This is a genomic window from Nocardia bhagyanarayanae (genome assembly GCF_006716565.1).
GTDB lineage: Bacteria > Actinomycetota > Actinomycetes > Mycobacteriales > Mycobacteriaceae > Nocardia > Nocardia bhagyanarayanae.
Genome location: NZ_VFPG01000001.1, coordinates 4,794,564 through 4,819,236, shown reverse-complemented (window position 1 = coordinate 4,819,236; position 24,673 = coordinate 4,794,564). Strand labels below are relative to the sequence as shown.

General features: G+C 68.6%; 24 protein-coding genes and 1 pseudogene. 16 read left to right on the top strand and 9 right to left on the bottom strand.

Features of this window, described 5'->3' with window-relative positions; translation table 11 throughout:
• The first annotated feature begins 99 nt into the window (after positions 1-99).
• The 6 genes from FB390_RS20785 (at position 100) to FB390_RS20760 (ending at position 5,880) form a co-directional block, all read left to right on the top strand.
• Positions 100-1,506 carry an FAD-binding oxidoreductase gene (locus FB390_RS20785; protein ID WP_141810430.1) on the top strand — a complete coding sequence of 469 codons (1,407 nt, stop codon included), beginning with the start codon at positions 100-102 and terminating at the stop codon, positions 1,504-1,506.
• Complete coding sequence (locus FB390_RS20780) at positions 1,503-2,243, top strand: S1 family peptidase (protein WP_141810429.1); 741 nt, start codon at positions 1,503-1,505, stop codon at positions 2,241-2,243. The genes FB390_RS20785 and FB390_RS20780 overlap by 4 nt, the downstream gene beginning before the upstream one ends.
• A gap of 108 nt (positions 2,244-2,351) precedes the next feature.
• Positions 2,352-3,158 carry an SGNH/GDSL hydrolase family protein gene (locus FB390_RS20775; protein ID WP_141810428.1) on the top strand — a complete coding sequence of 269 codons (807 nt, stop codon included), beginning with the start codon at positions 2,352-2,354 and terminating at the stop codon, positions 3,156-3,158.
• Between the two features lie 79 nt (positions 3,159-3,237).
• Positions 3,238-3,765, top strand: a complete 528-nt coding sequence (locus FB390_RS20770; RefSeq protein WP_141810427.1) for a hypothetical protein — start codon at positions 3,238-3,240, stop codon at positions 3,763-3,765.
• Positions 3,766-4,124: 359 nt separating this feature from the next.
• Positions 4,125-4,685, top strand: a complete 561-nt coding sequence (locus FB390_RS20765; RefSeq protein ID WP_141810426.1) for a copper chaperone PCu(A)C — start codon at positions 4,125-4,127, stop codon at positions 4,683-4,685.
• The gene (locus tag FB390_RS20760; protein ID WP_246124132.1) at positions 4,678-5,880 is read left to right on the top strand and encodes a Dyp-type peroxidase; all 1,203 of its coding nucleotides are present in this window, start codon (positions 4,678-4,680) and stop codon (positions 5,878-5,880) included. Before FB390_RS20765 ends, FB390_RS20760 begins: the two co-directional genes overlap by 8 nt.
• A gap of 42 nt (positions 5,881-5,922) precedes the next feature.
• Here the strand turns inward: FB390_RS20760 and FB390_RS20755 are convergent, their stop codons facing one another.
• The gene (locus FB390_RS20755) at positions 5,923-6,228 is read right to left on the bottom strand and encodes a hypothetical protein (RefSeq protein ID WP_425465914.1); all 306 of its coding nucleotides are present in this window, start codon (positions 6,226-6,228) and stop codon (positions 5,923-5,925) included.
• Between the two features lie 205 nt (positions 6,229-6,433).
• Here FB390_RS20755 and FB390_RS33615 point away from each other — a divergent pair, with 205 nt between their 5' ends.
• Positions 6,434-6,637 carry a hypothetical protein gene (locus FB390_RS33615; RefSeq protein WP_185757107.1) on the top strand — a complete coding sequence of 68 codons (204 nt, stop codon included), beginning with the start codon at positions 6,434-6,436 and terminating at the stop codon, positions 6,635-6,637.
• Here FB390_RS33615 and FB390_RS20745 read toward each other — a convergent pair.
• Positions 6,634-7,146: a winged helix-turn-helix transcriptional regulator gene (locus FB390_RS20745; RefSeq protein ID WP_221639329.1), complete on the bottom strand. Its 513-nt coding sequence runs from the start codon at positions 7,144-7,146 to the stop codon at positions 6,634-6,636. The two genes, FB390_RS33615 and FB390_RS20745, sit on opposite strands and share 4 nt — an antisense overlap.
• A 135-nt stretch (positions 7,147-7,281) precedes the next feature.
• On the opposite strand from FB390_RS20745, the gene FB390_RS20740 reads away from it, so the two are divergent.
• Complete coding sequence (locus FB390_RS20740) at positions 7,282-8,235, top strand: NmrA family NAD(P)-binding protein (protein ID WP_185757106.1); 954 nt, start codon at positions 7,282-7,284, stop codon at positions 8,233-8,235.
• A gap of 216 nt (positions 8,236-8,451) precedes the next feature.
• On the opposite strand, the pseudogene rpsN reads toward FB390_RS20740, so the two are convergent.
• A pseudogene (gene rpsN, locus FB390_RS20735) lies at positions 8,452-8,523 on the bottom strand (type Z 30S ribosomal protein S14); the annotation flags it as partial.
• A gap of 25 nt (positions 8,524-8,548) precedes the next feature.
• Positions 8,549-10,315, bottom strand: coding sequence for a GNAT family N-acetyltransferase (locus tag FB390_RS20730; protein WP_141810424.1), 1,767 nt, complete (start codon positions 10,313-10,315; stop codon positions 8,549-8,551).
• Between the two features lie 59 nt (positions 10,316-10,374).
• Between FB390_RS20730 and FB390_RS20725 the strand changes: the two genes are divergently transcribed.
• The gene (locus tag FB390_RS20725) at positions 10,375-11,154 is read left to right on the top strand and encodes an alpha/beta fold hydrolase (RefSeq protein ID WP_141810423.1); all 780 of its coding nucleotides are present in this window, start codon (positions 10,375-10,377) and stop codon (positions 11,152-11,154) included.
• Positions 11,155-11,862: 708 nt separating this feature from the next.
• Here the strand turns inward: FB390_RS20725 and FB390_RS20720 are convergent.
• Entirely contained in the window at positions 11,863-12,462 is a 600-nt protein-coding gene (locus FB390_RS20720; RefSeq protein WP_141810422.1) for a hypothetical protein, read from the bottom strand.
• 336 nt (positions 12,463-12,798) lie between these two features.
• Between FB390_RS20720 and FB390_RS20715 the strand changes: the two genes are divergently transcribed.
• The 3 genes from FB390_RS20715 (at position 12,799) to FB390_RS20705 (ending at position 16,707) form a co-directional block, all read left to right on the top strand.
• Positions 12,799-13,128, top strand: coding sequence for an ArsR/SmtB family transcription factor (locus tag FB390_RS20715; RefSeq protein ID WP_141811923.1), 330 nt, complete (start codon positions 12,799-12,801; stop codon positions 13,126-13,128).
• Positions 13,129-13,219: 91 nt separating this feature from the next.
• Positions 13,220-15,052: a phosphoenolpyruvate carboxykinase (GTP) gene (locus FB390_RS20710; RefSeq protein ID WP_141810421.1), complete on the top strand. Its 1,833-nt coding sequence runs from the start codon at positions 13,220-13,222 to the stop codon at positions 15,050-15,052.
• Positions 15,046-16,707 carry a SulP family inorganic anion transporter gene (locus FB390_RS20705; protein WP_425465913.1) on the top strand — a complete coding sequence of 554 codons (1,662 nt, stop codon included), beginning with the start codon at positions 15,046-15,048 and terminating at the stop codon, positions 16,705-16,707. Before FB390_RS20710 ends, FB390_RS20705 begins: the two co-directional genes overlap by 7 nt.
• 65 nt (positions 16,708-16,772) lie before the next feature.
• Here the strand turns inward: FB390_RS20705 and FB390_RS20700 are convergent, their stop codons facing one another.
• Both FB390_RS20700 and FB390_RS20695 read right to left on the bottom strand, forming a co-directional pair.
• Positions 16,773-17,675, bottom strand: a complete 903-nt coding sequence (locus FB390_RS20700; protein WP_141810419.1) for a universal stress protein — start codon at positions 17,673-17,675, stop codon at positions 16,773-16,775.
• Positions 17,676-17,725: 50 nt separating this feature from the next.
• Positions 17,726-18,118, bottom strand: coding sequence for a hypothetical protein (locus tag FB390_RS20695; RefSeq protein WP_141810418.1), 393 nt, complete (start codon positions 18,116-18,118; stop codon positions 17,726-17,728).
• Between the two features lie 281 nt (positions 18,119-18,399).
• Here FB390_RS20695 and FB390_RS20690 point away from each other — a divergent pair, with 281 nt between their 5' ends.
• The 4 genes from FB390_RS20690 (at position 18,400) to FB390_RS20675 (ending at position 21,592) form a co-directional block, all read left to right on the top strand.
• On the top strand, positions 18,400-18,927 hold the full coding sequence (locus FB390_RS20690) for a flavodoxin family protein (RefSeq protein WP_141810417.1): 528 nt from the start codon (positions 18,400-18,402) through the stop codon (positions 18,925-18,927).
• 13 nt (positions 18,928-18,940) lie between these two features.
• Positions 18,941-19,849 (top strand): DUF302 domain-containing protein, encoded by a 909-nt coding sequence (locus tag FB390_RS20685; RefSeq protein WP_185757105.1) that lies wholly within the window; start codon positions 18,941-18,943, stop codon positions 19,847-19,849.
• A gap of 47 nt (positions 19,850-19,896) precedes the next feature.
• Positions 19,897-21,015, top strand: coding sequence for a nitroreductase family protein (locus FB390_RS20680; RefSeq protein WP_246124130.1), 1,119 nt, complete (start codon positions 19,897-19,899; stop codon positions 21,013-21,015).
• Positions 21,016-21,298: 283 nt separating this feature from the next.
• The gene (locus tag FB390_RS20675; protein ID WP_141810415.1) at positions 21,299-21,592 is read left to right on the top strand and encodes a hypothetical protein; all 294 of its coding nucleotides are present in this window, start codon (positions 21,299-21,301) and stop codon (positions 21,590-21,592) included.
• A gap of 1,301 nt (positions 21,593-22,893) precedes the next feature.
• Here the strand turns inward: FB390_RS20675 and FB390_RS20660 are convergent.
• Positions 22,894-23,808, bottom strand: a complete 915-nt coding sequence (locus tag FB390_RS20660; RefSeq protein WP_141810414.1) for a universal stress protein — start codon at positions 23,806-23,808, stop codon at positions 22,894-22,896.
• A 191-nt stretch (positions 23,809-23,999) separates the two neighbouring features.
• The gene (locus tag FB390_RS20655; RefSeq protein ID WP_141810413.1) at positions 24,000-24,647 is read right to left on the bottom strand and encodes a response regulator transcription factor; all 648 of its coding nucleotides are present in this window, start codon (positions 24,645-24,647) and stop codon (positions 24,000-24,002) included.
• Between the last annotated feature and the right edge of the window lie 26 nt (positions 24,648-24,673).

Here is a 24,673-nt window from a genome sequence, read left to right as displayed (position 1 = left end):
TCTCGGCAACCGTGCCAACCCCCGAACCCGCGCGCGTAGCGTGACTGGACGATTGAAAGTTTGCCGACATTGTGCCGACAGCGGTTCCACGGAGGCGGTATGACCACTCACTCCCCCTACGCTGCCGCCGATGCCCTGCGACCCCAGTTCGCCGGTTCGGTGCTGACACCCGAGGATCCCGGCTACGACGCGGCGCGGGCGATCTTCAACGCGATGGTCGACCGCAGGCCCGCGGTGATCGCCCAGTGCACCGGCGCCGAGGACGTGCGCGCCGCTCTGGCCTTCGCCGACCGGACGGGTCTCGAGGTGGCCGTACGCGGCGGCGGCCACAGCGTCGCGGGCGCGAGCCTCACCGAAGGCGGACTGGTCGTGGACCTGCGGCGCATGCGGGCGGTCACCGTCGACCCGCGAGCGCGCACCGCCGTAGTCGAGGGCGGCGCCACCTGGGCGGATTTCGATCGCGCCTGCCAGCCGCACGGCCTCGGCACCACCGGAGGGCGGGTGTCCAGCACCGGCGTGGCCGGGCTGACTCTCGGCGGCGGCTCGGGGTGGTTCGAGCGCAAATTCGGATTGGCTTGCGACAGCCTGCTTTCCGTCGACCTCGTCACCGCCGACGGGGTCGAGATCCGAGCCTCCGCGAACGAGCATCCCGACCTGTTCTGGGCGCTGCACGGCGGCGGCGGAAACTTCGGTGTGGCCACCCGATTGACCTTCGAGCTGCATCCACTGCCGGTCACCACGCTGGGACTGCTGCTGTGGGAAGCCGAGCGCGGACTCGAGGTCACCACCGCCTACCGCGACCTCATCGAGGGCGGAGTCACCGAAGACCTCGGCGGGGCCGTCGCCTACCTGACCGGACCGCCCGAGGACTTCGTCCCCGCCGAACTCCATGGCAAGCGGCTGGCGGTCTGCATCGCGGTCTACGCGGGCACCGCGGCCGAGCTGCGCAACGTGCTCGCGCCGATGTTCGCGCTGCGACCGGACGGCGAGTTGCTCACCGAGATGCCCTACTGCGACATCCAGTGCGCGCTCGACGATCCCCCGGGCGTGCGCAACTACTGGTCCAGCGAACACCTCGCGGACCTGCCGGACGACGCGGTGCGACGGTTCGCCGAACAAGGCATGGCCATGCTGGTCCCCACACCGTCGCAGAGCCTGCTCGTGCCGTGGGGCGGCGCCGTCGCGACGGGTGCGCGGGAGTGGCCGCAGCCCTACCGCGACGCCGCATGGGTGGTGCACCCGTTCGGACTGTGGGAAGACCCCGCCGACGACGCCTACGGCATCGCCTGGGTCAAGAACACCATCGCCGCGATGCGTCCCTACGCCACCGGAGCGGTGTACCTGAACTTCATCGGCAACGAGGGAATGGACCGGGTGATCGCGGGCTACGGCCGGGAGAACTACACGAAACTGGCCGCGGTCAAGCTCGAATACGATCCGCGCAACGTCTTCCACCTGCATCACAACATCCATCCCGCGGCCGCTACCTCAGGGCGGCGCTCATGAATGCCGCGACGCCGCAACCTCGCCCGTACGCCACGCGGGCGACAGCCCTGGTGCGGATCGTGCTGACCGCGATCGCCGCGCTGGTGATCGGCATGGTGTCGCCCGGGCACGCGTCCGCGGCTCCGGCGGTGCTCGGCGGCGGATCGGGCATCGTGATCGGCCAGCACGCGGCGTGCACGCTGACCACGATCGGGCACGACAACGCCGGGCGACTCGTCGGGCTGACGGCGGGCCACTGCACCATGCGCGGCATGCCTGTGCACGCCGAACACGCGCTGACAGCGGGACCGATCGGCGTCGTGGTCCTGGTCGACGTGGTTCACGACTACGCCGTCATCGTGTTCGATCCCGAACGGGTCACCCCACTGCGCAGCGTGGGACCGATGGTGATCGCGGGCGTGGGCGCACCGCCGCAGCCGGGCACGATCGTCTGCAAGAACGGACGCACCTCCGGCTACGGCTGCGGCGTGGTGTGGGATCAGAACGAGTCGTGGTTCCGCAACCAGGTCTGCTCGAAGCCGGGCGATTCCGGTGGACCGGTCACGGTCGGTGATCGCCTGGTCGGCATGAACGTCGGCCACGTGGGCGTCACCGCGCTCGGGGTGACGGTGTTCGATGTGGCCTGTCAGCACCCGCAGGTGGCGGTGCACGATCCGGCGGTGGCCACGCAGATCGGCACGGTGTTCGCCGATATCGACCGGGTCGGCGGGCCCGGCGCGGGCTTCCGGCCGTTTTAATCCTCGGCGGCTCGACCGAATGGCTCGAACACCCCGCCGCTCGTAGGATGTTGCTGCGCCGGAGGTGCCCGGTGCGCGCGCGTCGCCGCCAACCCGCAGGAGCCGAACGTGGACACCGGATCCGTCCCCTCCTACCTCCGCTACGTCGCCATCGGCGACAGCCAGACCGAAGGCATCGGCGACCCCGACGGCGACGGCGGACACCGCGGCTGGGCCGACCGATTCGCCGCACTCCTCGGCGCGGGCACACCGGCCCTGCGCTACGCCAATCTCGCCATCCGCGGCCGTCGCGCCGCCCAGATCCGCGCCGAACAACTCGCTCCCGCCGTGGCGTTGCGGCCCGATCTCGTCACCGTGATGGCGGGCATGAACGACATCATCCGTCCGCGCCTGGACCGCGCCGCCCTGCTCGCCGACCTGCACGCCATGTTCGAAGCGCTCACCGCCACCGGCGCCCGCGTGATCACCTTCACCTATCCCGACATCGGCGGCATCGCGCCCTTCGTGCGACCGCTGTCCCCGCGCGTGCGCGAGCTCAACGCCGAAATGCGCCGCCTCGCGGATCGATACGGGCTCACCCTGGTCGATTTCGAACCGGTCGCCGCCACCACACACCCGCTGGTCTGGTCGGCCGACCGCCTGCACCTGAGCCCGCTCGGCCACGACCTCGTCGCCCGTGCCGTCGCCGATATCCTCACCCTTCCCGGCGCCGACGCGAGCTGGCGCGATCCGCTGCCACCGGTGCGGCACAGTGTGGCCGAGATCGTCGCGACCGAGTTCAGCTGGACGGCCCGGCACATGCTCCCGTGGGTCGCCCGCCGAGTGCGCGGCCGCTCGTCGGGAACCGGCATTCAGCCGAAGCGACCGGAGCTCCTGCCCGTGCTCGTCCGGCGCCCGGACGACGCCAACGCCTGAGTCTCCGCACAGCTTTCACGCCGAGGTACGTCGCGAGGTCCGTCTGGTCGAGGACTACGACCGGCGGTAGTATGACCCGGTGCGTAAACCGGCGGAGGGATCGACGCGGCTGCGCGGTGCCTTCGTCGGATCGGCATCGGGGGCCGTCGGTATCGCCGCGCACGCGCTCGGCGGTGGCGTGGTCGCACCGGAGCAGCCGTCGGTCGCCCTGCTGATCGGGGCCTGTGCGGCCGTGGGCGTGCTCGTTGGCTCGCGTCGACTGCGCACCGGGCTCGTCGAACTCATGGGGCTGCTGGCGATCGGCCAGGCCATCGGGCACACCGCCCTGACCATGTCTCCGGGTCACCACCATGGATCGCACGCGACCACGGTGATGCTGTTCACCCATCTCGCGGCGATTCCCGTGGGTGCGTTGCTGATTCGCGGCGCCGAGGCGGCGTTGACGAGCGCGGCGTCCAGCGTGCGGGACGTCGTGCGCGTGTTGAGGACCGTGCCGACACCGGCGCCGGCGCCGATCGTTCGGGTCACGCCACGCGGTGCCGTCAACCCCCGAAGGCTGCTTCTCAGTTCCGGCATCGGGACGCGGGGACCACCGGCTCACCGGTAGACCCACATCGCCACCGAGCGGTCACCGGCTCAGAACATTTGCCGAGCATCCGAGGGATTCGCCGTCGCGTCCGCCGCGGACGTGGCATGGGCTTTCCGGGCATGTCGCATAGGTATCGCCCCGCCGAGATATGACACCGACGGGAATCCGGCACGCCCGAACACGCTCTACGAGCGCGGCCGCCGAGCTGCGACACAGTGCGCCTCGGAGCATCCGACCTGCTCACCGTCCGTCTGTCAACCCTTGCGCGACTCGATGATTCGCCTCCGGTACACAGACGGCGCTCTTCCGCGCGCGAAAGCGACGCCGGACCGGTGGCGGTCCCTCACATACATCCCGAATCCGAACGGAGCTTCTCCATGTTCCCCATCACCCGACCCTCACGCGTCATCCGCGGCGCCGCCGCGCTCGCCGCCACGCCCCTGCTGCTGGTCGCCTGCTCGTCCAACGACAGCACGCCCGCCTCGGTGCGCGCCGCCGACGCGATCACCATCCAGGACCAGTGGATCAAGGCCGCCGACAGCGGTATGTCCGCCGCGTTCGGCGAGCTGACCAACACCGGCGGCAAGGCGCTGACCGTCGTGTCCGCGACCAGTCCCGCCTCCGAACGTGTCGAACTGCACGAGGTGGTGGCCGATGCCGGCGGCACCAAGACCATGCGCCCGAAGAAGGGCGGGTTCGTCATCCCCGCGGGCGGCTCGCTCGCGCTCGCACCGGGCGCCGACCACATCATGTTCATGGGATTGAACGGTCCGCTGCGCACCGGGTCCGAAACCCCGGTCACGCTGTCCTTCGACGACGGTTCGACCATGACCTTCACCGCGCAGGTGCGTGACTTCCCCGGCAACCAGGAGAACTACGTGCCCGACGGCGACCATCACGCGGGCGCGCCCGCCCCGACTCCCGCGCCCGGTGCCTGAGCCGATCAGAACCCGGGGCCTCACCCGCAGGCGCCTCCTCGGTGGAGGCGCCGCCGCGGCGGGCGCCGTCGGGCTCGGGGCGGGGGCGATCGCACTCACCGGCCGCGACACCGGCGCGCAGACCGCACCGGCGAGCGAACCGTTCTACGGCCGGCACCAAGCCGGAATCGCGACCGCGCCGCAAACACACGCCGCGTTCGTCGGCTTCGATCTGCGTCCCGGGCTGGACCGCGACGACATCGCGGGCATCCTGAAGATCTGGACCGGCGACGCCGCCCGCCTCACCCAGGGCGCCGCGGCGCTGGCCGACACCGAACCCGAGCTCGCGGCCCGTCCGGCGCGGCTCACGGTGACGGCCGGATTGGGGCCCGGGGTGTTCACCGCCGCGGGCCTCGAGCACCGCAAGCCCGCTTGGCTGCGGCCGTTGCCGCCGTTCGTCATCGATCGGCTGGAACCGGCGTGGAGCGACGGGGATCTGTTGTTGCAGATCTGCGCGGACGAGGCCACCACCGTCGCGCACGCGGTGCGGGTGCTGTGCCGCAGCGTCACCTCGCTGCTCACGGTGCGCTGGGTGCAGCGCGGTTTCCGTGACGCGGCGCCCGGCCAGACCCCGCGCAACCTGATGGGCCAGGTAGACGGCACGGTCAACATCGCCGCCGGGACGCCCGACTTCGACCGGCTGGTCTGGGACGACGGCGCCGTCCAGCCGTGGCTGGCGGGCGGCACCTCGCTGGTGCTGCGCCGGATCGCCATGACGCTGGACACCTGGGACGAAATCGACCCGGAGGGAAGGGAACTCACCGTCGGGCGCAAGCTCGGCAACGGCGCGCCGCTCACCGGAAGCCGTGAATTCGACGAACCGGATTTCGCGGCCGTCGACGCGCACGGCATTCCGGTGATCCCGCCCTCCGCGCACATCGCCCGCGCCCGTCACACCCACGACGGCGAACGGTTCCTGCGCCGTGGCTACAACTACGACGACGCCCCCGCGCCCGGCCAGACCTCCAACTCGGGTCTGCTGTTCGCCGCGTACCAGCGCGACGTCGACGTCCAGTACCTGCCGGTGCAGCAGCGGCTGGCGGATTTCGACGCGCTGAACGTCTGGACCACGCCGATCGGATCGTCGGTGTTCGTAATCCCGCCCGGTGTGCCGGAGCCCGGCGGCTACCTCGGCCAGACCCTGTTCGAGTCGTGAGACGGTCCGGGGCTGTTGCGGCCCCGGACCTTCACCGCTCGCTCAGCTCCAGAGCACGGCCACGAAGACGTTCACGATGCCGAGACCACCGGCCGCATGCGTCATCCACAGCACATCCTTGCCCCGCTTGGCATCTGCACGCGCCACCTCGGCGAACCCGGCGACCAGCACGGAGATCACCAGCTTGACGCCGATCTTCACCATGTTCAGGTCCTTGTCCAGCGAACCGATCGACTCGGCCATCCCGACCAGCACGATCCCGGTGATGATCTGCGCCCGCGCACCCCACACCATCACCTCGTTCACCTTGGGCTGACCGGCCGCGTACCCGCCGATCACCGCGGCCATACCGAGGAGGTGTGTGACGACCACGATGTCGTAGACGAATTCCAGCACGCTCACGTTGCGAACTCCCACCAGCTTGGACGTTAGAAGACCGTTTTACTCCGTCGGTCGCGGATGGCACCAATCGCGCCGTTTCCACACCGGGAGGCCTACTGTCCTCCGCGCCCGCCTTCCTCCAAGGCACCTCGCCGACCCCGAATGGGAGGGCGTGCTCACCGCCGAGGACGAACGCAGCCTGACCCCGCCGTTCTGGTCGCACGTGCTGCCGTACGGCGAGGTCGAGCTCGACATGAACTCCCGGCTCGCGCTCAGCGGATTGGTGGTCACACGCCAGGCCCAGATGTTGCTGCCGGACAGTGATGTTCGCGGTCTTTCCGTTCGCAGCAGTCCATCAAGGGAGACGTGCACTTAGTTGGTGCCGCGTCGGCGCCGCGCCGCGCGCAACTCGGGGTCGAGACGTTCACGCATGAAACCGTCGGCCCCGGGGCCGGCGAGGAAGGCGAGGTCGACGGCCGAGAGAGGGCGTCCGCTGTGCTGGTCCACGAGGCAGGGCATGATTTCCTCCCCGGTGTCCCGATCGGTCAGGACCACGCTCGGCGCATCCGATCCCGTATGTTTGCGGCCCCAGGCGTACAGGGCGACGAGGACCGGAAAAAGGTCTCGCCCCTTGCCGGTAATGACGTACTCGTAGCGGGGCGGGGACTGGCTGTAGCGCCTGCGTTCGAGCAGCCCGGATTCGACCAGCGTACGCAATCTCCTGGTCAGCATATTCGGGGCGATGCCGAGGTTGCGTTCGAACTCGTCGAATCTGGTGAACCCGTCCAGCGCGTCGCGCACGATCAGCAGCGTCCACCAGTCGCCGACATACTCCAGAGCACCCGCTATCGGGCACCCCATCGCCTCGAAACTCGTTCGCCGCACCTGCTGATCCTTTCGCCGTCCACAGCGACCCTACAGTAACTTGCATAATAGTAGTTACTAGTTCTAGCGTGGGCGCCGCAGCCGGACCACGAGCTGCCACATCTCACCCCTGGTGAACGATCGAAAGGCACACTTGTGACTTTCTCCCCCGACAGCCCCCGAACCACCACGCTGGTCATCGGTGCGGGCGGACGACACGGCGGCACCGGCTCACATGTCGTGCGGCGTCTGCGCGAACATCACCACGCGGTCCGCGTGCTGGTACGCGCCGATGACGAACGCGCACAACACCTTCGCGCTCTCGGCGCGCAAATCGTCGTGGGCGATCTGCTGGATCGCCGGACGCTGGATGCGGCCGTGCGGGACGCGGACACCGTGTATTTCACCTATCCGGTCGCTCCCGGCATCGTGCAGGCCGCCGCCAATCTGGCCTCCGCGATCCGGCACGCCGAGACCACGCCGCGACTGGTCGTGATGTCCATGGCGGTCTCGGCCCCCGACAACCCCAGTGGGCTTGGACGCGCGCAATGGGCCGCCGAGCAGGTGCTGTCGTGGGCGGGACTGGAACCGACGATCTTGCGGATCAAGGCCCTGTTCTACGAGAACATCGTGCTGTTGCACGCCGGATCCATCCGCGAGAGCGGCAGCTTCGCCAACAGTTTCGGCGATGCCGCGGTGCCGTGGATCAGCGGTCTCGACGCCGCCGATCTCGCCGTGGCCGCGTTGACCGACCCGGCCCGATACCCTCGCGGCACCACGCTCTACCCGCAGGGGGCGACCGTGCACAGCCACGTCGAGATCGCCGCTCTCATCGAAGCCGAAACGGGAACACCGGTCCGATACACCTCCATCCCTGCCAGTCAATGGCAGCGCGAACTGGAAGCTCTCGCGCACAACGGCACCGAACCATCCGTCAATCCAGCGATGGCGCAGCATATTTCGGCCATCGGTGCGCTGTTCTCCCAGCTGCCCTCGGCCCCGCCCGGCGATACCACCGCGCTCACCGAGGCCATCGGCCGTTCGCCACAGACCTTCGCCGAGTTCCTCCGCGAACACGGTCACCAATTCGTTGCGGCCCCCAGTCGTTGATCGATCGGATCCGGGCGTGTATGCACCGAGTTCACGTCCCCGATACCTGGGAGATCTACGACGCCGTCGCGGTCTTGCTCGACGAGGCGTGGACGGAGTGGCAGATACACGCTGGCTGACCTGCCGAAAGACGCGCGAAGGCACGGACTTCACTACGGAAGTCCGTGCCTTCGTGTGTTATTCGCGTAGGTGGCAGCGCTCACGAGGAGCGCGGGATCACCAGGAGCTCTTGTGCACGCCGAGGAGCTCGCCACGGTGGGCCATCTCGCGCAGGCACACGCGGCACATCGTGGAAGACTCGGCTGATACTCGGTCAGAGCGCCCGCTTCAGCCCGACGTGACTGTTGTCGTACCCGAGCCGCGCGTAAAAGGCGTGAGCCCGCTCGCGGACCCGGTCTGTGGTGACCTGCGCGAGTGTCGCACCTCGGTGCCTGCCGTGGTCGTGTGCCCACTCGAGCATCGCGGTTCCGATGCCGCGAGAGCGTTCTGAGGCAGCGACCCGGACTCCCTCGATCTGGAGGCGGGTGGCGCCGCCGCGGGACAGCCCCGGAATGATGGTGAGCTGCATGGTGCCGACGATCCGGTCGCCCTCGTCCCGGACCACGGCCAGATAGTGCGACGGGTCCCTGGTGACGGCGTCGTATGCCTCCTCGTAGCGGGCAATTTCGAAACCTTCGCGGGTACGGCCGATCTCGTCGTCGGAGAGCAGCGCGACCAGCGCTGGCACGTCGGCACGCCCCGCCCGCTGCACACGATAGATCCGGTCGCCGAGCCGGAGCCGACCACCGACCGAAGCCCGTGCCCGTGACTGCAGTCGGGCGATCAGCGTGTCCAGCCAGGCGCCGACGTGCCGCCGGGCTTCGGGAGTGTCCGGATACCGGCAGCGCAGGTGCAGCCCCGCCTCGTCGAGGATGAACCAGAGCATCACGCCGTCGGTCCGAATCGTCGCGCCGACGTACTGCGCCTCCAATCCGGTCGCGTCGACTCGCACCGGCAACCGACGCAGGTCCAGCCACGAAATCGCGAACATCCCCGGCGCCTCGGGCATCCCGCCCCACGGACGCAGGATGTCCTCCAGTGGCCAGGACCCCATCCGGACGGCCTCCTTCACCGCCTCCGCGCTGGCACGGGGATCAGAGTCGGCCGACTCGAGCACCGAGTTGGTGATGAACCACCCCACCGAGTCGTGCCAGGTGGTGTCGTACCGACTGTGCACCGGAAACACGGCCCGCAGTGCGGTGCCGGCCAACTCGTGGGTCACCTCGGTCATCGCCCCCACCACCAGCGCCAAGGTCGAGACGCCGTCGTCGCGGGCCTGCGCCGAGAACGCGGCGCTGTCGTCGACGTCGAGGACATCGCGCACCTCCACGCGCTCCTCCTGCAACGTCGCCTCACCCAGCGGCAGCGGGAACCGTGGCATCACATCGCCGCTGCCCGCCAGCACCTCTGCCCAGCGGCGGTGCACCTCGTCGGGTGCCGGCGGGAGGTCCCGCAGCGCGCGGGTGTGCTCCGCGAAGGCGGGCGCCGGCGGCAACGACGGTGCACGACCTTTCTGCACCGCGGCCAGCGCGGTGAGCAGGTCGCGCGCGATCACCAGCATCGACCACATGTCGACGTGCGCGTGGTCGGCGGCGACCACCACGGTCGGCCCTACCGCGGTCTCGAGCACGCAGAGCCGGTACGACGGACGACAGTACGGTGAACAAGCACGGTCGAGCACGGCGCGGAGCGCATCGTTGACCGCCTGCCCCGGAGCGATCACATGCTCGACCCAGCCGCCGGGGCGGATATCGACCTCGTGCAGCCGAGGCTCGCCGTCCTCGCCCGGCACGAAGACCGACCGCAGCGTGCCGTGCCGCTCGATCACCGCCAGCCAGCAGGTCGCGAGCTCGTCGAGCGGTACCGGCGCGGAGAGCCTGAAGGACAACGCCATCCAGGATCCCGCTCGGTCGCCGGCGCCGACGTGGCGCCGCTGGTCGAAGGACACGGGAAGTGACCGGCCCACCCGACCCGCAATGACGTCGTAGCCCAGCAGGCGGCCGAACGGCAGGCGCAAGTGCGCGACGTTGGTCAGCCGCATGACGGTATCCTAGGCTTCCTCCCGAGCGATCGCCGTCTCACCAGCACCCTGGAGCCGCCGTGCCGACCTTCCGTGTTCCCGGCGCCGAACTCGCCGTGGAACTCAGCGACGAGGGCGGCCACCCCGTCGTCCAACTCCACGGCCTCACCTCCAGCCGCCACCGCGACCGTCTGATGGACCTCGATCTCGGCCGCGGACTCAGCGGAACCCGACTGCTGCGGTACGACGCGCGCGGCCATGGCCACTCGACGGGCCGTACCGTCCCCGAGGATTATCGGTGGCCGGTTCTGGCCGATGACCTGCTGAAACTGCTCGACCACTGGTTCCCCGGTGAACAGGTGCACGGTGTCGGTCCTTCGATGGGCACCGGGACACTGCTGCATGCCGCTGTCCGCGATCCTGGCCGATTCGCCGGCCTCACCCTGCTGGTGCCCGCGACCGCCTGGCGCACCCGCGCCGCGAAGGCCGAAATCTACCGGAAGAATGCTCGCTTGATCGAGGAACAGGGACTCGACGCCTTCCTCGGTGCCGATCTCACCGTGCCTCGCCCGCCCGCCACCGTCGGAACGCCGGAAACCGTGCCGGATGTCGCCGAGCACCTACTGCCCTCACTGTTCCGCGGGGCAGCGATGAGCGACCTGCCCGCCCCCGAGGCGATCGCCGCGATCGAGGTGCCGACCACGGTGTTGGCCTGGATCGACGACCCCGCCCATCCGGTGTCGACCGCCGAGGCGCTGGTGGACCTGCTGCCGACGGCCAGACTGGAGGTGGCGCACACGCCGACCGATCTCGCACGCTGGCCGAGCATCCTGTGCGAGGACGTAGCACGACACGGGTAGGCACGACGCCGTGGCGATTCGTTCTGGGGCCAACCGCCCGATACGATCGCCCGTGCCCCACCAGTCGCCGTCGGCCGGTCCGACGGGGGCCGAGCGCCCAAATGTACGCTCTGGCTACACGGAACTGATCGAATCGGTCGCTGGACGGGTGCATAACAGCCGAGCACCAGCCGGATCTCGTGTGGCGCAGCGCCAGGCCGCACGCCCCGCGCCCGCCGGTGATACCACCACTGGCATCGTGAACAACGTTGCGGCACAGAACTATTATTGCCATGTGCTTGTGGTCGGCTCCGCTGGTGGCGGATCACCGAACGGGTCAGCAACTGACATTCGAGTGTCGGGCGTCGCGTCGCAGGCAACCGGCACTGGTCAAAAAGCCACGGCAGCTACCTGGCCTGCGACACGCTCTGACCTAGAGCAGGTGACCGAACTGGCGCACGTTGCAGCAACTGCCGGCAACGATCCGGCACTCGATGCACTCATCGTGCGACCGCATATCGAGACCGCATGCCGACGTGCAGCCGCTCTCGACCTCACCGTCGATGACCTCGACATCCAGGACTGCCTGGTCGAGCTCCGCGAGAAAGGCGGAGTTCAACGCTGGCAACCCATCTCACCGACCCTGATGACCCACCTTGTCGAACACATCAACCAACGAGGCGGGCCCGAAACCACGGACCGAGTTCCGCGCGCAACGGACGCCCGATCTCACGCCTGCCGCCCTGCCACCCCATACTCGTCCTCGAGGTGCTCGAACGCGCTGATCCAGAAACCGGAGTCCGCCCAGCCTGACATCGTCACCGATTCGCTCAGCTCGCGTAGGACAGTGGCCGGTTCCTCTCCTTCCTCCAACCGGGCGAGATACCGGGTCAATGTGCCCACCGCCCCGGCCAACTCGGCGAGCGAGTCGAAGGCGCGGCCGCGGTAGCCGTCCCCGTGGTCCCACCCGCTCGGGTCATAGACGTCCACGACACCGAGCTCGCCATCGAGCATCAGTGTGTAGTTGTTGCCGTAGACGCCAAGCCCGTAGCAGTACTTCACCGGAGCAGAGTCATCATCGGGCTCACGGCGACCGAACAGCTCATCGGGGTCCGCCTCCCACAAACCTTGGGCGGGCAGGGCTGAGGAGTCGAACCGCACGGCACTCAGGGACACCGCCGGGTACCCGATCGTCGAGAGAAACCTCCGGCTTTCCTGGTGCCTCAACCCCTCGGGAAGTTCCGCCGGGCGCCATACCGAATCCGCCCCGACGCACGATTCCAACCACTCCGCCGTGGGCCGGGCTGCGGCCGCGTCGATATCCGTCATGCCGACATTGAAGCGTGTACGCATGACGACCGTTTCGAGTGCCCCACGACAGGGACTGCGCCTCGTCATGAAAATGCCAGTGGCGCCTCGTCACGAAAAACGTCAGGGAACGGCGTGCGGCCCATCTGATCGAATTCGGCCGGGCTGGAACAGCGGCCGTGCCGACGATGTCGGTGCGTGTCAATGGCTCGCTCGGTCGACGGCACCAGCACCCCCGGATCTCGGCGGCAGCCGCCGCACGATACGATCGTGCACTGTTTGCTAAACTATGCAAACAGCGCCGGAGCGCGAGCGCCGGTACTGCCATCAGGCGGAGCGGAAGGGAGTGACTCGACGATGCCGGGACTGCAGCGGCCGCTCTACCAGATGAAAGCGGACTTCTTCAAGACGCTCGGGCATCCTGCGCGGGTGCGTGTGCTCGAACTGCTCAGCCAGCGTGAGTACGCCGTTTCGGAGATGTTGACCGAGATCGGTATCGAGGCGGCAAACCTTTCTCAGCAGCTATCGATCCTGCGACGCGCCGGCCTGGTAACCGCTCGCCGCGAAGGACTCTCGGTGACCTACGAACTGACCACCACCGAAGTCGCCGAGCTCCTGGCCGTCGCGCGGGCGATCCTCACCGGCGTCGTCGCCGGGCAGGTCGAAGCTCTCGAACAACCCGCCTGACCGGGACTACCCGGGAGGGTGTGCGCGTTCGGCCACTGATTGCAGTTTTTCTAAAATAAATACCTAGCAGCTTTCGAAGGAGAGATTCGTCGTGACCGATCACCCCGGCATTGCCGCGACCGTGCAGGCGCCGACCGACCACGAGGGCATCCTGTCGTGGGTCGCCGAAGTCGCCGAACTGACCGCGCCGGATCGCATCGTCTTCTGCGACGGCTCGCGAGCGGAGTGGGACCGGCTTACCGGGCTGCTGGTGGAGAAGGGCACCCTCGTGCCGCTCGAGGCGAAGCCGAACTCCTTCTGGTGCGCGTCGGACCCCGATGATGTGGCGCGGGTGGAGGACCGCACCTTCATCTGCTGCGAGAATCGCGAGGATGCGGGTCCGACCAACAACTGGGTCGACCCGCTGGACATGCGCACGGTGATGACCGAGCACTACCGCGGGGCGATGGCGGGGCGAACGATGTATGTGATCGCCTTCTGCATGGGGCCGTTGGATGCCGAAGACCCGAAATACGGTGTGCAGATTACCGATTCGGAGTACGTGGCGGTGTCGATGCGGATCATGACCCGTTCGGGCACGCCGGTGTGGGACGAGCTCATCGAGGGAACGGACTTCGTGAAGTGCCTGCATTCGGTCGGCGCGCCATTGGGTGCCGGCCAAGTCGATGCGGTGTGGCCGTGTGACACGACCAAGTACATCTCGCATTTTCCCGAACGCCGGGAGATCTGGAGCTACGGCTCCGGTTACGGCGGCAACGCGCTGCTGGGCAAGAAGTGTTTCGCCCTGCGGATCGCCTCGGTGCTCGGCCGCGACGAGGGGTGGCTGGCCGAGCACATGCTGATCCTCAAACTCACTTCCCCCGAGGGTAAGACCCACTACATCGCCGCGGCATTCCCGTCCTCGTGCGGCAAGACCAACCTCGCGATGCTCGAGCCGGCCTTGGCCGACTGGAGGGCGGAGACGATCGGTGACGACATCGCCTGGATGCGGTTCGGCGCAGACGGCCGGTTGTACGCGGTCAATCCGGAGGCAGGGTTCTTCGGTGTCGCCCCTGGAACTGGGGCACATACCAACCCCAACGCGATCGCCACGATCGATGCCGGAAATTCGATCTTCACCAACACCGCCCGCACCGATGATGGCGATGTGTGGTGGGAGGGATTGACCGACACTCCGCCCGCGCACTTGATCGACTGGCACGGCCAAGACTGGACCCCGGAATCGGAAACCCCTGCCGCGCATCCGAATTCACGCTATTGCACCCCGATCGAGCAGTGCCCGTCGGTGGCGCCGGAGTGGAACGACCCGACCGGGGTGCCGATCTCGGCGATCTTTTTCGGCGGCCGCCGCAGGACGACCGTACCGCTGGTGAGCGAGACCTTCGACTGGGAACATGGGGTGTTCACCGCATCCGTGTTGTCGTCGGAGACCACCGCGGCAGCGGCGGGAGCGGTCGGAGTCGTCCGGCGCGATCCGATGGCGATGCTGCCGTTCCTGGGCTACCACGTCGGCGACTATTTCGCGCACTGGCTGCGGCTCGGTGCCGCCGCCGATCCGGCGAAGCTTCCGAAGATCTTCCAGGTCAACTGGTTCCGACGCGGCCAGGAGGGCGAATTCCTGTGGCCCGGTTTCGGCGACAACGTGCGCGTGTTGAAATGGGCGCTGGGCCGCCTCGAAGGCACCGCGGAGGCGGTGCGGACTCCGATCGGGTTCGTGCCCACCGCGGACGCGCTGGATCTGTCCGGCCTCGACGAGAAGGACCGGGAGCTTGCCGCGCAGGCGTTGGCCGTCGATATCGAGGAGTGGGTGCGCGAAACCTCCTCCATCGACGAGTGGTACGCCACCATCGGAGGCAACCGGCTGCCCGAACAGCTGCGCGAGCAACTCGCGGGGTTGAAAATGCGTCTGGCCGCCGCCTGGTGAGCGTGCGCGCACTTCTCCCATCCTGGTCGGACTGGAGTCCGGCGGTCCGCGCACCCGGCGCTGACCTGCTGTCCGGGCTCATGGTCGCTCTGGTCGCCCTGCCGTTGGCGCTCGGCTTCGGCATCAGCTCCGGCCTGGGTGCGGCTGCTGGTCTGGCGACCGCTGTCGTCGCGGGCGCGGTGGCGGCGGTCTTCGGCGGGTCCCGGTTTCAGGTGTCCGGGCCGACGGGGGCGATGACAGTGGTCTTGGTACCGATCTTCCATCAGCATGGCGGGGGCGGGGTGCTGGCCGTGGGGCTGCTGGCCGGCCTCGTGCTGGTGGTGCTCGCGGTCGCCGGGGTCGGCAGGGCAGTGCGCTACATGCCAGCCCCGGTGATCGAGGGCTTCACCGCCGGGATCGCTGTCGTCATCGCCCTGCAACAGTTTCCCTCCGCCCTCGGTATCGCCCACGCCGACGGCGAGAAGGTGTGGCAGATGGCTTCCGACGCAGTGCGCCAGTACATTACGCACCCCCACCATGTGACGCTCGCGACGGCGCTGCTGGTGGCGGCGGTCGTGCTGGCCGGCGGCCGGTACCTGCCGAAGCTGCCCGTCGCGCTGATCGCGGTGGCCGCCGCCACCGTCGCGGCGCGAGTGTGGGGCCTCGAACTCACTCCGATCGGCGAGATTCCCTCCGGACTGGCCGCTCCCACACTCGGATTCGTGCACTTCGATCAGATGGGCTCCCTGATCGGCCCCGCGCTGGCGGTGGCCGCGCTCGCCGCGCTGGAGTCGCTGCTGTCGGCGACCGCGGCCGACTCGATGGCCGTCGGCGCCCGCCACAATCCCGACAGGGAACTGTTCGGGCAGGGGCTGGCCAATATCGCCGCGCCGATGTTCGGTGGCGTGCCGGCCACCGGTGCGATCGCGCGCACCGCGGTGAACGTTCGTTCCGGCGCCCGCACCCGCCTGGCCGCGCTCACCCACGCCGTCGTGCTGGCCGCGATCATCTACACCGCCGCCGGCGTGGTCGCCGACATACCGCTGGCCGCACTGGCCGGGGTGCTGCTGGCCACCACCGTGCGGATGGTCGAAACCGCGTCCCTTTCGGCGATCGCCCGCGCCTCGAAGGGCGACGCCGCGATCATGGCCGTCACCTTCGGCGTCACCGTCGTGATGGACCTGGTCGCCGCTGTTGCCATCGGCGTCGGCATCGCTGTCGTACTCGCCCTGCGGGCCGTCGCCAAAGAAGCCCGCCTGCAACAGATTCCACTCGATACCCCGGCCGAAGACGTCACCCACCTCGCCGAGGAGCACCGACTACTGCACGACCACATCGTGGCCTACCGCATCGACGGACCGCTGTTCTTCGCGGCGGCCCACCGATTCCTCCTCGAACTGGCCGAGGTGTCCGACGTCCGCGTCGTCATCCTGCGCATGTCCCACATCACCGCTCTCGACACCACCGGCGCTCTCGTGCTCAAAGACGCCATCGGCAAACTCGACCACCACCACATCACCGTGCTCATGTCCGGTCTGCGCGACGACCACCACCGGCGCCTCGCTGCGATCGGCGCCCTCCCGCCGGGCGGTGACTCCCAGATCTTCGAACACACCCCCGACGCCATCGCGTACGCGCGCACCCACCTGCTCAACCCCGCGAAGCAATCCCGTTGACCGGACAGGCGTCTGGTGGGCACCCTTACGACCGAGCAGCGCATCGCGCCTTCCGCTGCCTCATGTCAGCGATCACGGACAACGATGAACGGCGTTTCCACCGAGTGGAGCAGGGCGTTGCTAGTGGAGCCCAGCAGCATGCCGGCGAAGCCGCCGCGGCCGTGGCTGCCCACTACGACGAGCTGAGCGCGGGCGGATTCGTCGAGCAACGACCGCACGGGCCGGTCGGCGGTGACGATACGACGGACCCGGACCTCGGGATAGTGTTCGCTGGTGCCGGCCAGGCTCTCGGCGAGCACCGCCGCCGCGGACTCGCGGGCAGCGTCCCACCCGTCGACCGGCAGCGACGGGCCGCTGGTGTCGCTCCAGGCGTGCAAGGCTATGAGCTCCACCTTGCGGCGAGCGGCTTCTTCGAAAGCCAGGTTCACCGCGGGCATGCTGTTGTCGGTGCCGTCGACGCCGACCAGGACGGGTTGTTCGGCCGAGATCGGGTCGATCGAGGCGCTGGTGTGGATGACGGCGACCGGGCAGCGCGCGTGGTGGGTGACCGCGGTGCTGACCGAGCCGAGCAGTCCACGCTGGAACGCGCCGATTCCGCGGCTACCTACCACCAGCATCCGCACCTGATGTGAGCGCTCGATCAGAGTTGGGGTGACCAGGTCGAAACCGACCTCGGTATCGATGAGCAGGTGTTTGCCTGGGGCGGCGGTGCGGGCGATCCGCGTGGCTTCGGCGACGATGCGTTGGCCCTCGGCGCGCAGCGGCTCCAGGTGGGTTTCGGTCACGGTGTTTGCCGGACCGTATCCGCTGGGGATCGCCATCGAGGTGAAGATGCGTAGGCGACAGTCGTGCAGGGTCGCTTCGACCGCGGCCCATGCCGCGGCCTGATAGGAACTGGCCGACCCGTCGACGGCGACGAGCACTGGTGCGTTCGATCCGACTGTGCGTGCGGAATTGCCTGTTGCCATGACCTGTCCTTTCGATGCCGCGATCATTGATGTGCTCGCGGAGAGGTATCTCAAGCCACTCGTCGGGGCTCTTCGATCGGGGTGCCATCGGGTCCGATCCAGACGGTGCGGTATTGCCCGCGGGATACGTTGCGCGGTACGACGATTCGGGCGTTCACCGCGGCGCTGCGCGCGGTCCATCGCACGCTCGCTTCCCAGCGGGCGGGCCCGGTCTGCACCGGCTCGGTGATGACCAACGCCTCGGCCTGCGAGACCACCGCGCGCTGTGCGGCGACCTGGCGAGCGCCATCGGCGTAGGTCGTGGTGGCCAGCGCACCCGCGATCGGCACGGCGAGCAACCCGGCAAGTACGGCGAAAACCCGGAGCGTGATGTCGAGCCGGTCGCCGGGGCGTAGCAGCGGATTCGGATTCCACGGCCGTCGCGACCACAGACTCGCCGCCACTGTCCAACAGCGGCCCCAGGCAAATGACTCGAACCGTGTCACCGTCCGCTTGTCCCTGGTGCTGTGGCCCATGGGTCGAGCATCACCCACGGACCAGTCCATCGGGCAGAGAAGAAGGTCCTCGGCGCGCGGGCCCAGCGGCCCCGCTTCCCTGGCCGCGGCGGGGTTCGGCGACGAAGGTCCTTTACCGGATGGCGGTTCGGCACTGTCGGGGAAGGCGGCAGCCGCCGTAGCGTCGAATCCTGAACAGCCGCAGAACCCGAGGCGTGAAGGAGACCCCGATGAGAGCCCGCGTGGTTTACGAGTCGATGTTCGGCAACACCGCGACGATCGCGGAAGCGATCGCCGAGGGACTGGGCGCCCACGCCACCGTCGAGCTGCTCGATGTCACCACCGCCGCTCAACTGCCAGAGCCGACGGTGGATCTTCTGGTGGTCGGCGGCCCGACCCACGTCTTCGGGCTCAGCTGGCCCCGCACCCGCCGCGACGCCGCCACCCGCACCAACACCCCCGTCGCGGTGGAAACCGGGATCCGCGAATGGCTCGACAGCGCGCTACCGGTCCCCGAGGGCGCCCACGCGGCGGCGTTCGGCACCAAGGCCGCCCATCCGCGGTGGCTGCCCGGCTCGGCGGCGCACGGCATCGGACGACGCCTGCGCGGGCTGGGCTACCAGCTCGTCGGGGAGCCAACCGATTTCCTGGTCGACGCGATGACCGGGCCGCTCACCGCCGGCGAGGCCGACCGCGCCCGCCGCTGGGGCGAACAGCTGGCTCGCATCGAACTCGAGCGCGGCGCTCACTATGGCTGAGGGAGTGCCGGTCATGTCGTCCTACGAGGTCGCGGTAGTCGAGTCGGTTGCCCATACGGTGCTGCAGCTGCACCGCACCATCCGCGCCGACCATGCCGGAGACGACATCGGCACCGGCATGACGACGCTCCACACTCTCGCGGCCGCCGCCGGACTGACCACTGCGGGTCCGCCGTCGACGACCTACCACAGCGACTTCCGTCCCGGAACCACCGTCGAGGTCGATTTCACGCTTCCTGTCGAAGCGGGCGACCCGTCGGCGGCGACCAGCGAGGGACTCACGATGCGAGCCGCCGAACCCGGCTGGTACGCACGCACCGTCCACCGCGGCGGCTACGAAACGATCACCCGCGCCTACCGAGCGCTCGAAACTTGGCTCGCCACAGCACAATACCGGCCGACCGGGCCACCGACCGAGGTGTATCTGGTCTCCCCCGAGCAAGCGGTCGGCGCCCACGACCTCGTCACCGAGATCCGTATCCCCGTCACGCCAACGGATTTGACCGCCACCGTCGCGACGTCGGTCTCCCACACCGTACCGGCGATCCGCGAGGCGCTCGTCGACCACGGCTTCACCGTGCTCAACGAACTCGACGTGCGCGCCGCAGCCGCATGCGGCGGCACGCAGATCGGCGACTACGTCATCCTCAGCGCCTGCCATTCCGAACTCGCCGCGCAAGCGCTCGATATCGACCCCCGCCTCGGGCTGATGACGTGCTGCACTCTCGTCGTGCGCGCCGAAGGTGACTACAGCATCGTCGAAGCAGCCGACCCGCGCACCGCTGTCGGCCGAACAACAAGTGGTGCATGGGATCCCATCGCCCGCCAACTCCGCCGACGCCTGGCCACCGCGGTGGCGCGGGTGCGCGCGACCTCACCCGCGCCGGATCCCGACCGGGTCGCCGACGACAGAGACTGCTGATCGCGTAGCGTACCGCTGCCACACGCCGCGAGCTGATGCACAGACCCGTGGCGACGTGCTCGCGCACCGGTGTTCAGCGGCATGGCGCTCAGTGTCGATATCTCGTCCACAGCAATTCCAGAAGTCCGCTGATCAGGGGTCCTCATGCCCTGCCGTTCGACGCCGCGGCGGGGGATCGTGGAGACAACGCAACTCGACCACGAAGGGCAACGACACCCATGGACCGCCGTGCATTGCCGGACGACGACACCGTCGCGACCGCCTTGGCACTGGCCCTGCGCGCGCCGTCGAGAGGCAACAGCCAGCCCTGGCGCTGGCAGATCACCCCGAACAGCATGCACCTGTATCTGGATCGGAGCCGATCGCGGCCCGTGATCGCAGGCGAGGAACGTGATGTGCTGCTCGGCTGCGGAGCAGTATTGCACCACCTGTCGGTAGCCTTCGCCGCGCTCGGATGGGCGACGATCGTGCATCGGATGCCGAATCCGGATGACGACGACCATCTCGCCGCCGTCACGGCGGTGCCACGGCGACCCACCAACCAGGACATCGCCATGAGCGCCGCGATCACCCGCCGACGCAGCGACCGCAGGCTCTACAGCGACTGGACCGCTCCGCCGGGGTATCTCGGACTGTTGACCGAGCGCGCCGCGGCCCTCGGCGCGATGATCCGCCTGCTCCGGGACCGTAGCGGCGGTTCGCGGGCATTCGAGCCACGACCCACCACCCAAGGCTGGGCAGCCGACTCTGCATTCGGCAGCCCGGGGCCGTACGACCTCGAGAACGCGGCGGCATACTGGACCACGTCTACGCACTCCGAACATGCGCCGGCCGGCTCCGCCGCAGCCGATGAGATCGCCGAACCAGACCACGCCGACCTGCTTCTGCTGGCCACTCCCAACGATGACCGGCTTGCACACCTGCGTGCCGGAGAGGCCATGAGCGCGGTGCTGTTGACGGCGACCAACATCGGACTGGCCACCTGCCCGCTCTCGGCGCCACTCGACAGCGCCGACCAACGCCTTCGGCTTCGACACGACGCCCTCGACGACACCGCCCACCCCCAGGTCATCCTGCGCGTGGGGCAGGCTCCCGACGCCACCGACCTGCCGCCACTTACTCCACGCCGATCACTCGCGGAGATACTCTCGCCCGTTCATGCCTGACACCATCGCAGCCAGCTCGCCCCGGCATCCCGAAGCCGGTCACGCCACACCGCACACGGACACTGTGACCACCGCCGCGTCCGCAGACTCACTGGCACAGGCCATCCTCGGTCATCCGTGTGGCGCTGGTCTATCGCCAACGGCGACGCGATACCGACGGAGGTCCGTCCTCGCGGGGACCAAGGACTCTGATCACGGGATCACCTCGGCGGGCATGGTGATCACGGGCCGCGGCACCTCCCCCAGCCGCGGCCCGCCCGAACTCGATATCAGAGGAATTACCTTGAGCGACAACACATCCGGCCAGCCGTACCACGCCAAGCCGGGAGAGAGTCTCGCCGACATCTACAACATCCCCGGCATCGTGCTGTTCATCGCCGGAGTCGTGGGCCTGGCATCCACACTCACCGCAGCCGGATACGGATCCACCGAATGGGTCGCCCTCGGCGCAACCGCCACCGCGATCTGCTTCATCACCAGCGTCGCGGTGTTCTGGCTCGAACACGAACGCCTGCGCCGCCTCGCCCAAGCCCGCGTCCCGGTCCCGACCGAACCACAGTCACGGATTCCCGAATGACCGCAGCCACTCGCACCACGACGGGCGGCGCACATCGATGGAACCGGCCCAGACAACGTCTTCGGTGCCCTTCGGCCACGACGGTCGGCGCTGCGATTCTGACGGTAGTGCCCGGCATCTCCGTACCGCGACGCTCTCTACGACCGCTTCACGGCTTATAGGTGTCCATTCCTCCCTTTATCGAGGGCCGATCGACTCTCGCCGGTCGTGGGGCCGCGGTTGGACACTGAAACGGGACGGGCCCAGCCCGTTGAAGCCCGTACCGGAGGGTAGAGCACGATGAAGGTCGAAGACGTTCTCACCTAGGTCAGGGATGCCATGGCGGTTCATCGGGTGTACGCCGAGCCTGTCGAGCGCGACGGCACCACGTGATCGCCGCCGCGGCCGTCTCCGGCGGTGGGGGCGGCGGGGCGGTCGGCGTCGTTGCCGTTACCGCCCTGCTTGTCGGCGCGCGCATCGTACGAACCAGCCGATAGTTCTGCCCGCTGGTGTCTTCGTTGTCTGCGGCGTGGGCCGCCCTGTTGGCCCCTGAGCGGCTTCATCAGCTGAATGTAGGACGCATGACGGGAGGCACGACTATGCGATGGACCTTTCCGCTATTGGCCATGAGCGGGGCAGCGGCGTTGGTGCTGCGGTATCGGATGCTGCGCTGGGGCGCCACCGCGGCGGAGGTGGCCGCGGAGTATCCCGGTGACACGCTGGTGCCTGAACCCACGGATCGCTCCACCATGGCCACGACGTTCGATGCCCCGCCGGAGGCCCTGTGGCGCTGGCTGGTCCAGATGGGTCGCGACCGCGCCGGCTGGTACAGCTGGGATCGTCTCGACAACGGTGGCTGGCCGAGTTCGACGCGGATAGTGCCCGAGTGGCAGGAGCTTCGGGTGGGTGACCGGATCAATGCGACAGCCGATGGACGCACCTACTTCACGGTCGCGATCATCGATCGCCCGAGGACGCTGGTGTTGCGCAGCGACCTCACCTTGCCCAGCGGTCGCCCCTTCGACCCGCGCGGACCGCTCCCCCGGATGTTCACCCAGGGTGTGTGGGGTTTCCATCTGACCGAGTTGCCCGGCGGACGCACTCGCTTGGTGGTGCGCACCGTCGGACGGGATGTGCCGCGTCCGCTGACGGCGGTCGCCGACTTCCTCTTCGGCCAGCCCGCCCACCTGATCATGCAGGCGCGCCAATTCGCCAACCTACGCCGCCGCATCGAGGCCGCGAAGAACAGCCCCTTCCGGCCCTCCTCACTGTGCTGCTTTGTGCTACTCGCCTGGCCGGGTGGCCGCCCGCGGCCTGCTGGTCTACCGCTCGTGCGAGACCATCACCGGGCAATGAGCATGCTGGACAAGGAAATTGCTGGTGGAGCCGAGGAGCAGGCCACGGAATCCGCCGCGCCCACGGCTGCCGACCACGACCAGCTGCGCGGACTTCGACAACACGGTGAGCAGGTTGCGCGGTGATGCCACCGATACCTTGCGCGTCACCGGCACCTCGGGGAACTTCTCCTGCCAGCCCGCAAGTCCTTCGGCGAGCACCTGCTGTGCGGCGGCTTCGAGTTCACGGGCCGGCAGGACGCTGGTGATGTCGGCACGCGGGTGGAAGGTGATGCCGGAGGCGGCGTGGGCTGCGATGAGCGTGGTGCCGCGCAGACCGGCTTCGGCGAAGGCTGCGGCGACGGCGGCTTGGCTGACCCGATTGTCGTCGAGGCCGAGCACCACCGGCCCGGTGGTTCGGGTCCGTTGGTCGCTGCCGGTGTCGCGGACAACCACGATGTCGCCGTGGCCGTGGGCGGTCACCGCGAGCAGTGTCGACCCGATGTGGGCGATCTCGCCGCCGTGCCCGGCACCGAGCACCACCATGTGCGCGGACTGCGATTTCTCGCACAGCAGTCGTGCCGGGTGGGCGGGCGAGAGTTCGGTTTCCACGCGCAGGTCGGCATCGATGCGGTGGGCCAGCCGTGCCGCGGTCGCCAGCATGGCGGCGCCGTCCTCCCGCAGGGTTGCAGCCACGGCTGGCACCATCAGGTCGTACATGCCGACAACAGCCTGGGCCGCGGCGAGATTCAGGCCGTGGACGAGACGCAGCGCACGCCCGCGCCGTATGGCGGTCTCCGCGGCCCAAGACACCGCGAGATCAGAGGCGTCGGAGCCGTCGACACCCACCACGATCGGAGCCGAGGCCAGCTTGTGCGGGTTGACGGTGTGCTGGGCGGACATGAGCGCATCCCTTCGAATCCGGGCATCGGGTTACTCGAAGGGTAGGAACTACGTCCGCCCGCCCGCGCCGGTCATTGGTCCCCGATCAGTGGGACCGAAGCACCTTCGCCCCTTGGCCTTTCACGCTCGACAGTGGTGCGGCTCCCGCTGCGGTCCGAGCTGCCGGCCTGGGACCACGTAACCACGGCCGCTCAGTCCCGGGGACCGGAGGTGTTGAGCTTCGACGCCAGCACCGCGGCCTGGGTGCGCCGCTCCACGCCGAGCTTCGTCAGCAGCCGCGACACGTAGTTCTTCACCGTCTTCTCCGCCAAGAACATTCGCTGCGCGATCTGCCGGTTGGTCAACCCTTCACCGAGCAGTCCCAGCAGCACGCGCTCCTGATCGGTGAGCCCAGCCAGCGGACCTGTCTTGGCCTCGGCCTCTTCGCGCAACTTTGCCATCAACGCCGCCGCGGCCCGGTTGTCCAGCAGTGACTTGCCCGAGCCGACATCGCGGATCGCATCGACCAGGTCGGTCGTTCCGATGTCTTTGACCACATAGCCGCTGGCGCCGGCCAGGATCGCGTCCAGCATGGCTTGCTCGTCGGTGAACGAGGTGAGCATCAGGCAACGCAGCTCGGGCCGCTGGTCGAGCAGCTCGCGACACAGCTCGATGCCGTTGCCGTCGGGCAACCGAACATCCAGCACCGCGACGTCCGGTTGCAGCGCCGGGATGCGCGCCAGAGCTTGGGAGATGTTGCCCGCTTCCCCGACGACCTCCATATCGGACTCGACATCGATCAGATCGGCCACCCCGCGACGCACGATGTGGTGGTCGTCCACCAGAAACACCTTGATCATGTCCATGCACCTCCGTCAGCCATCCT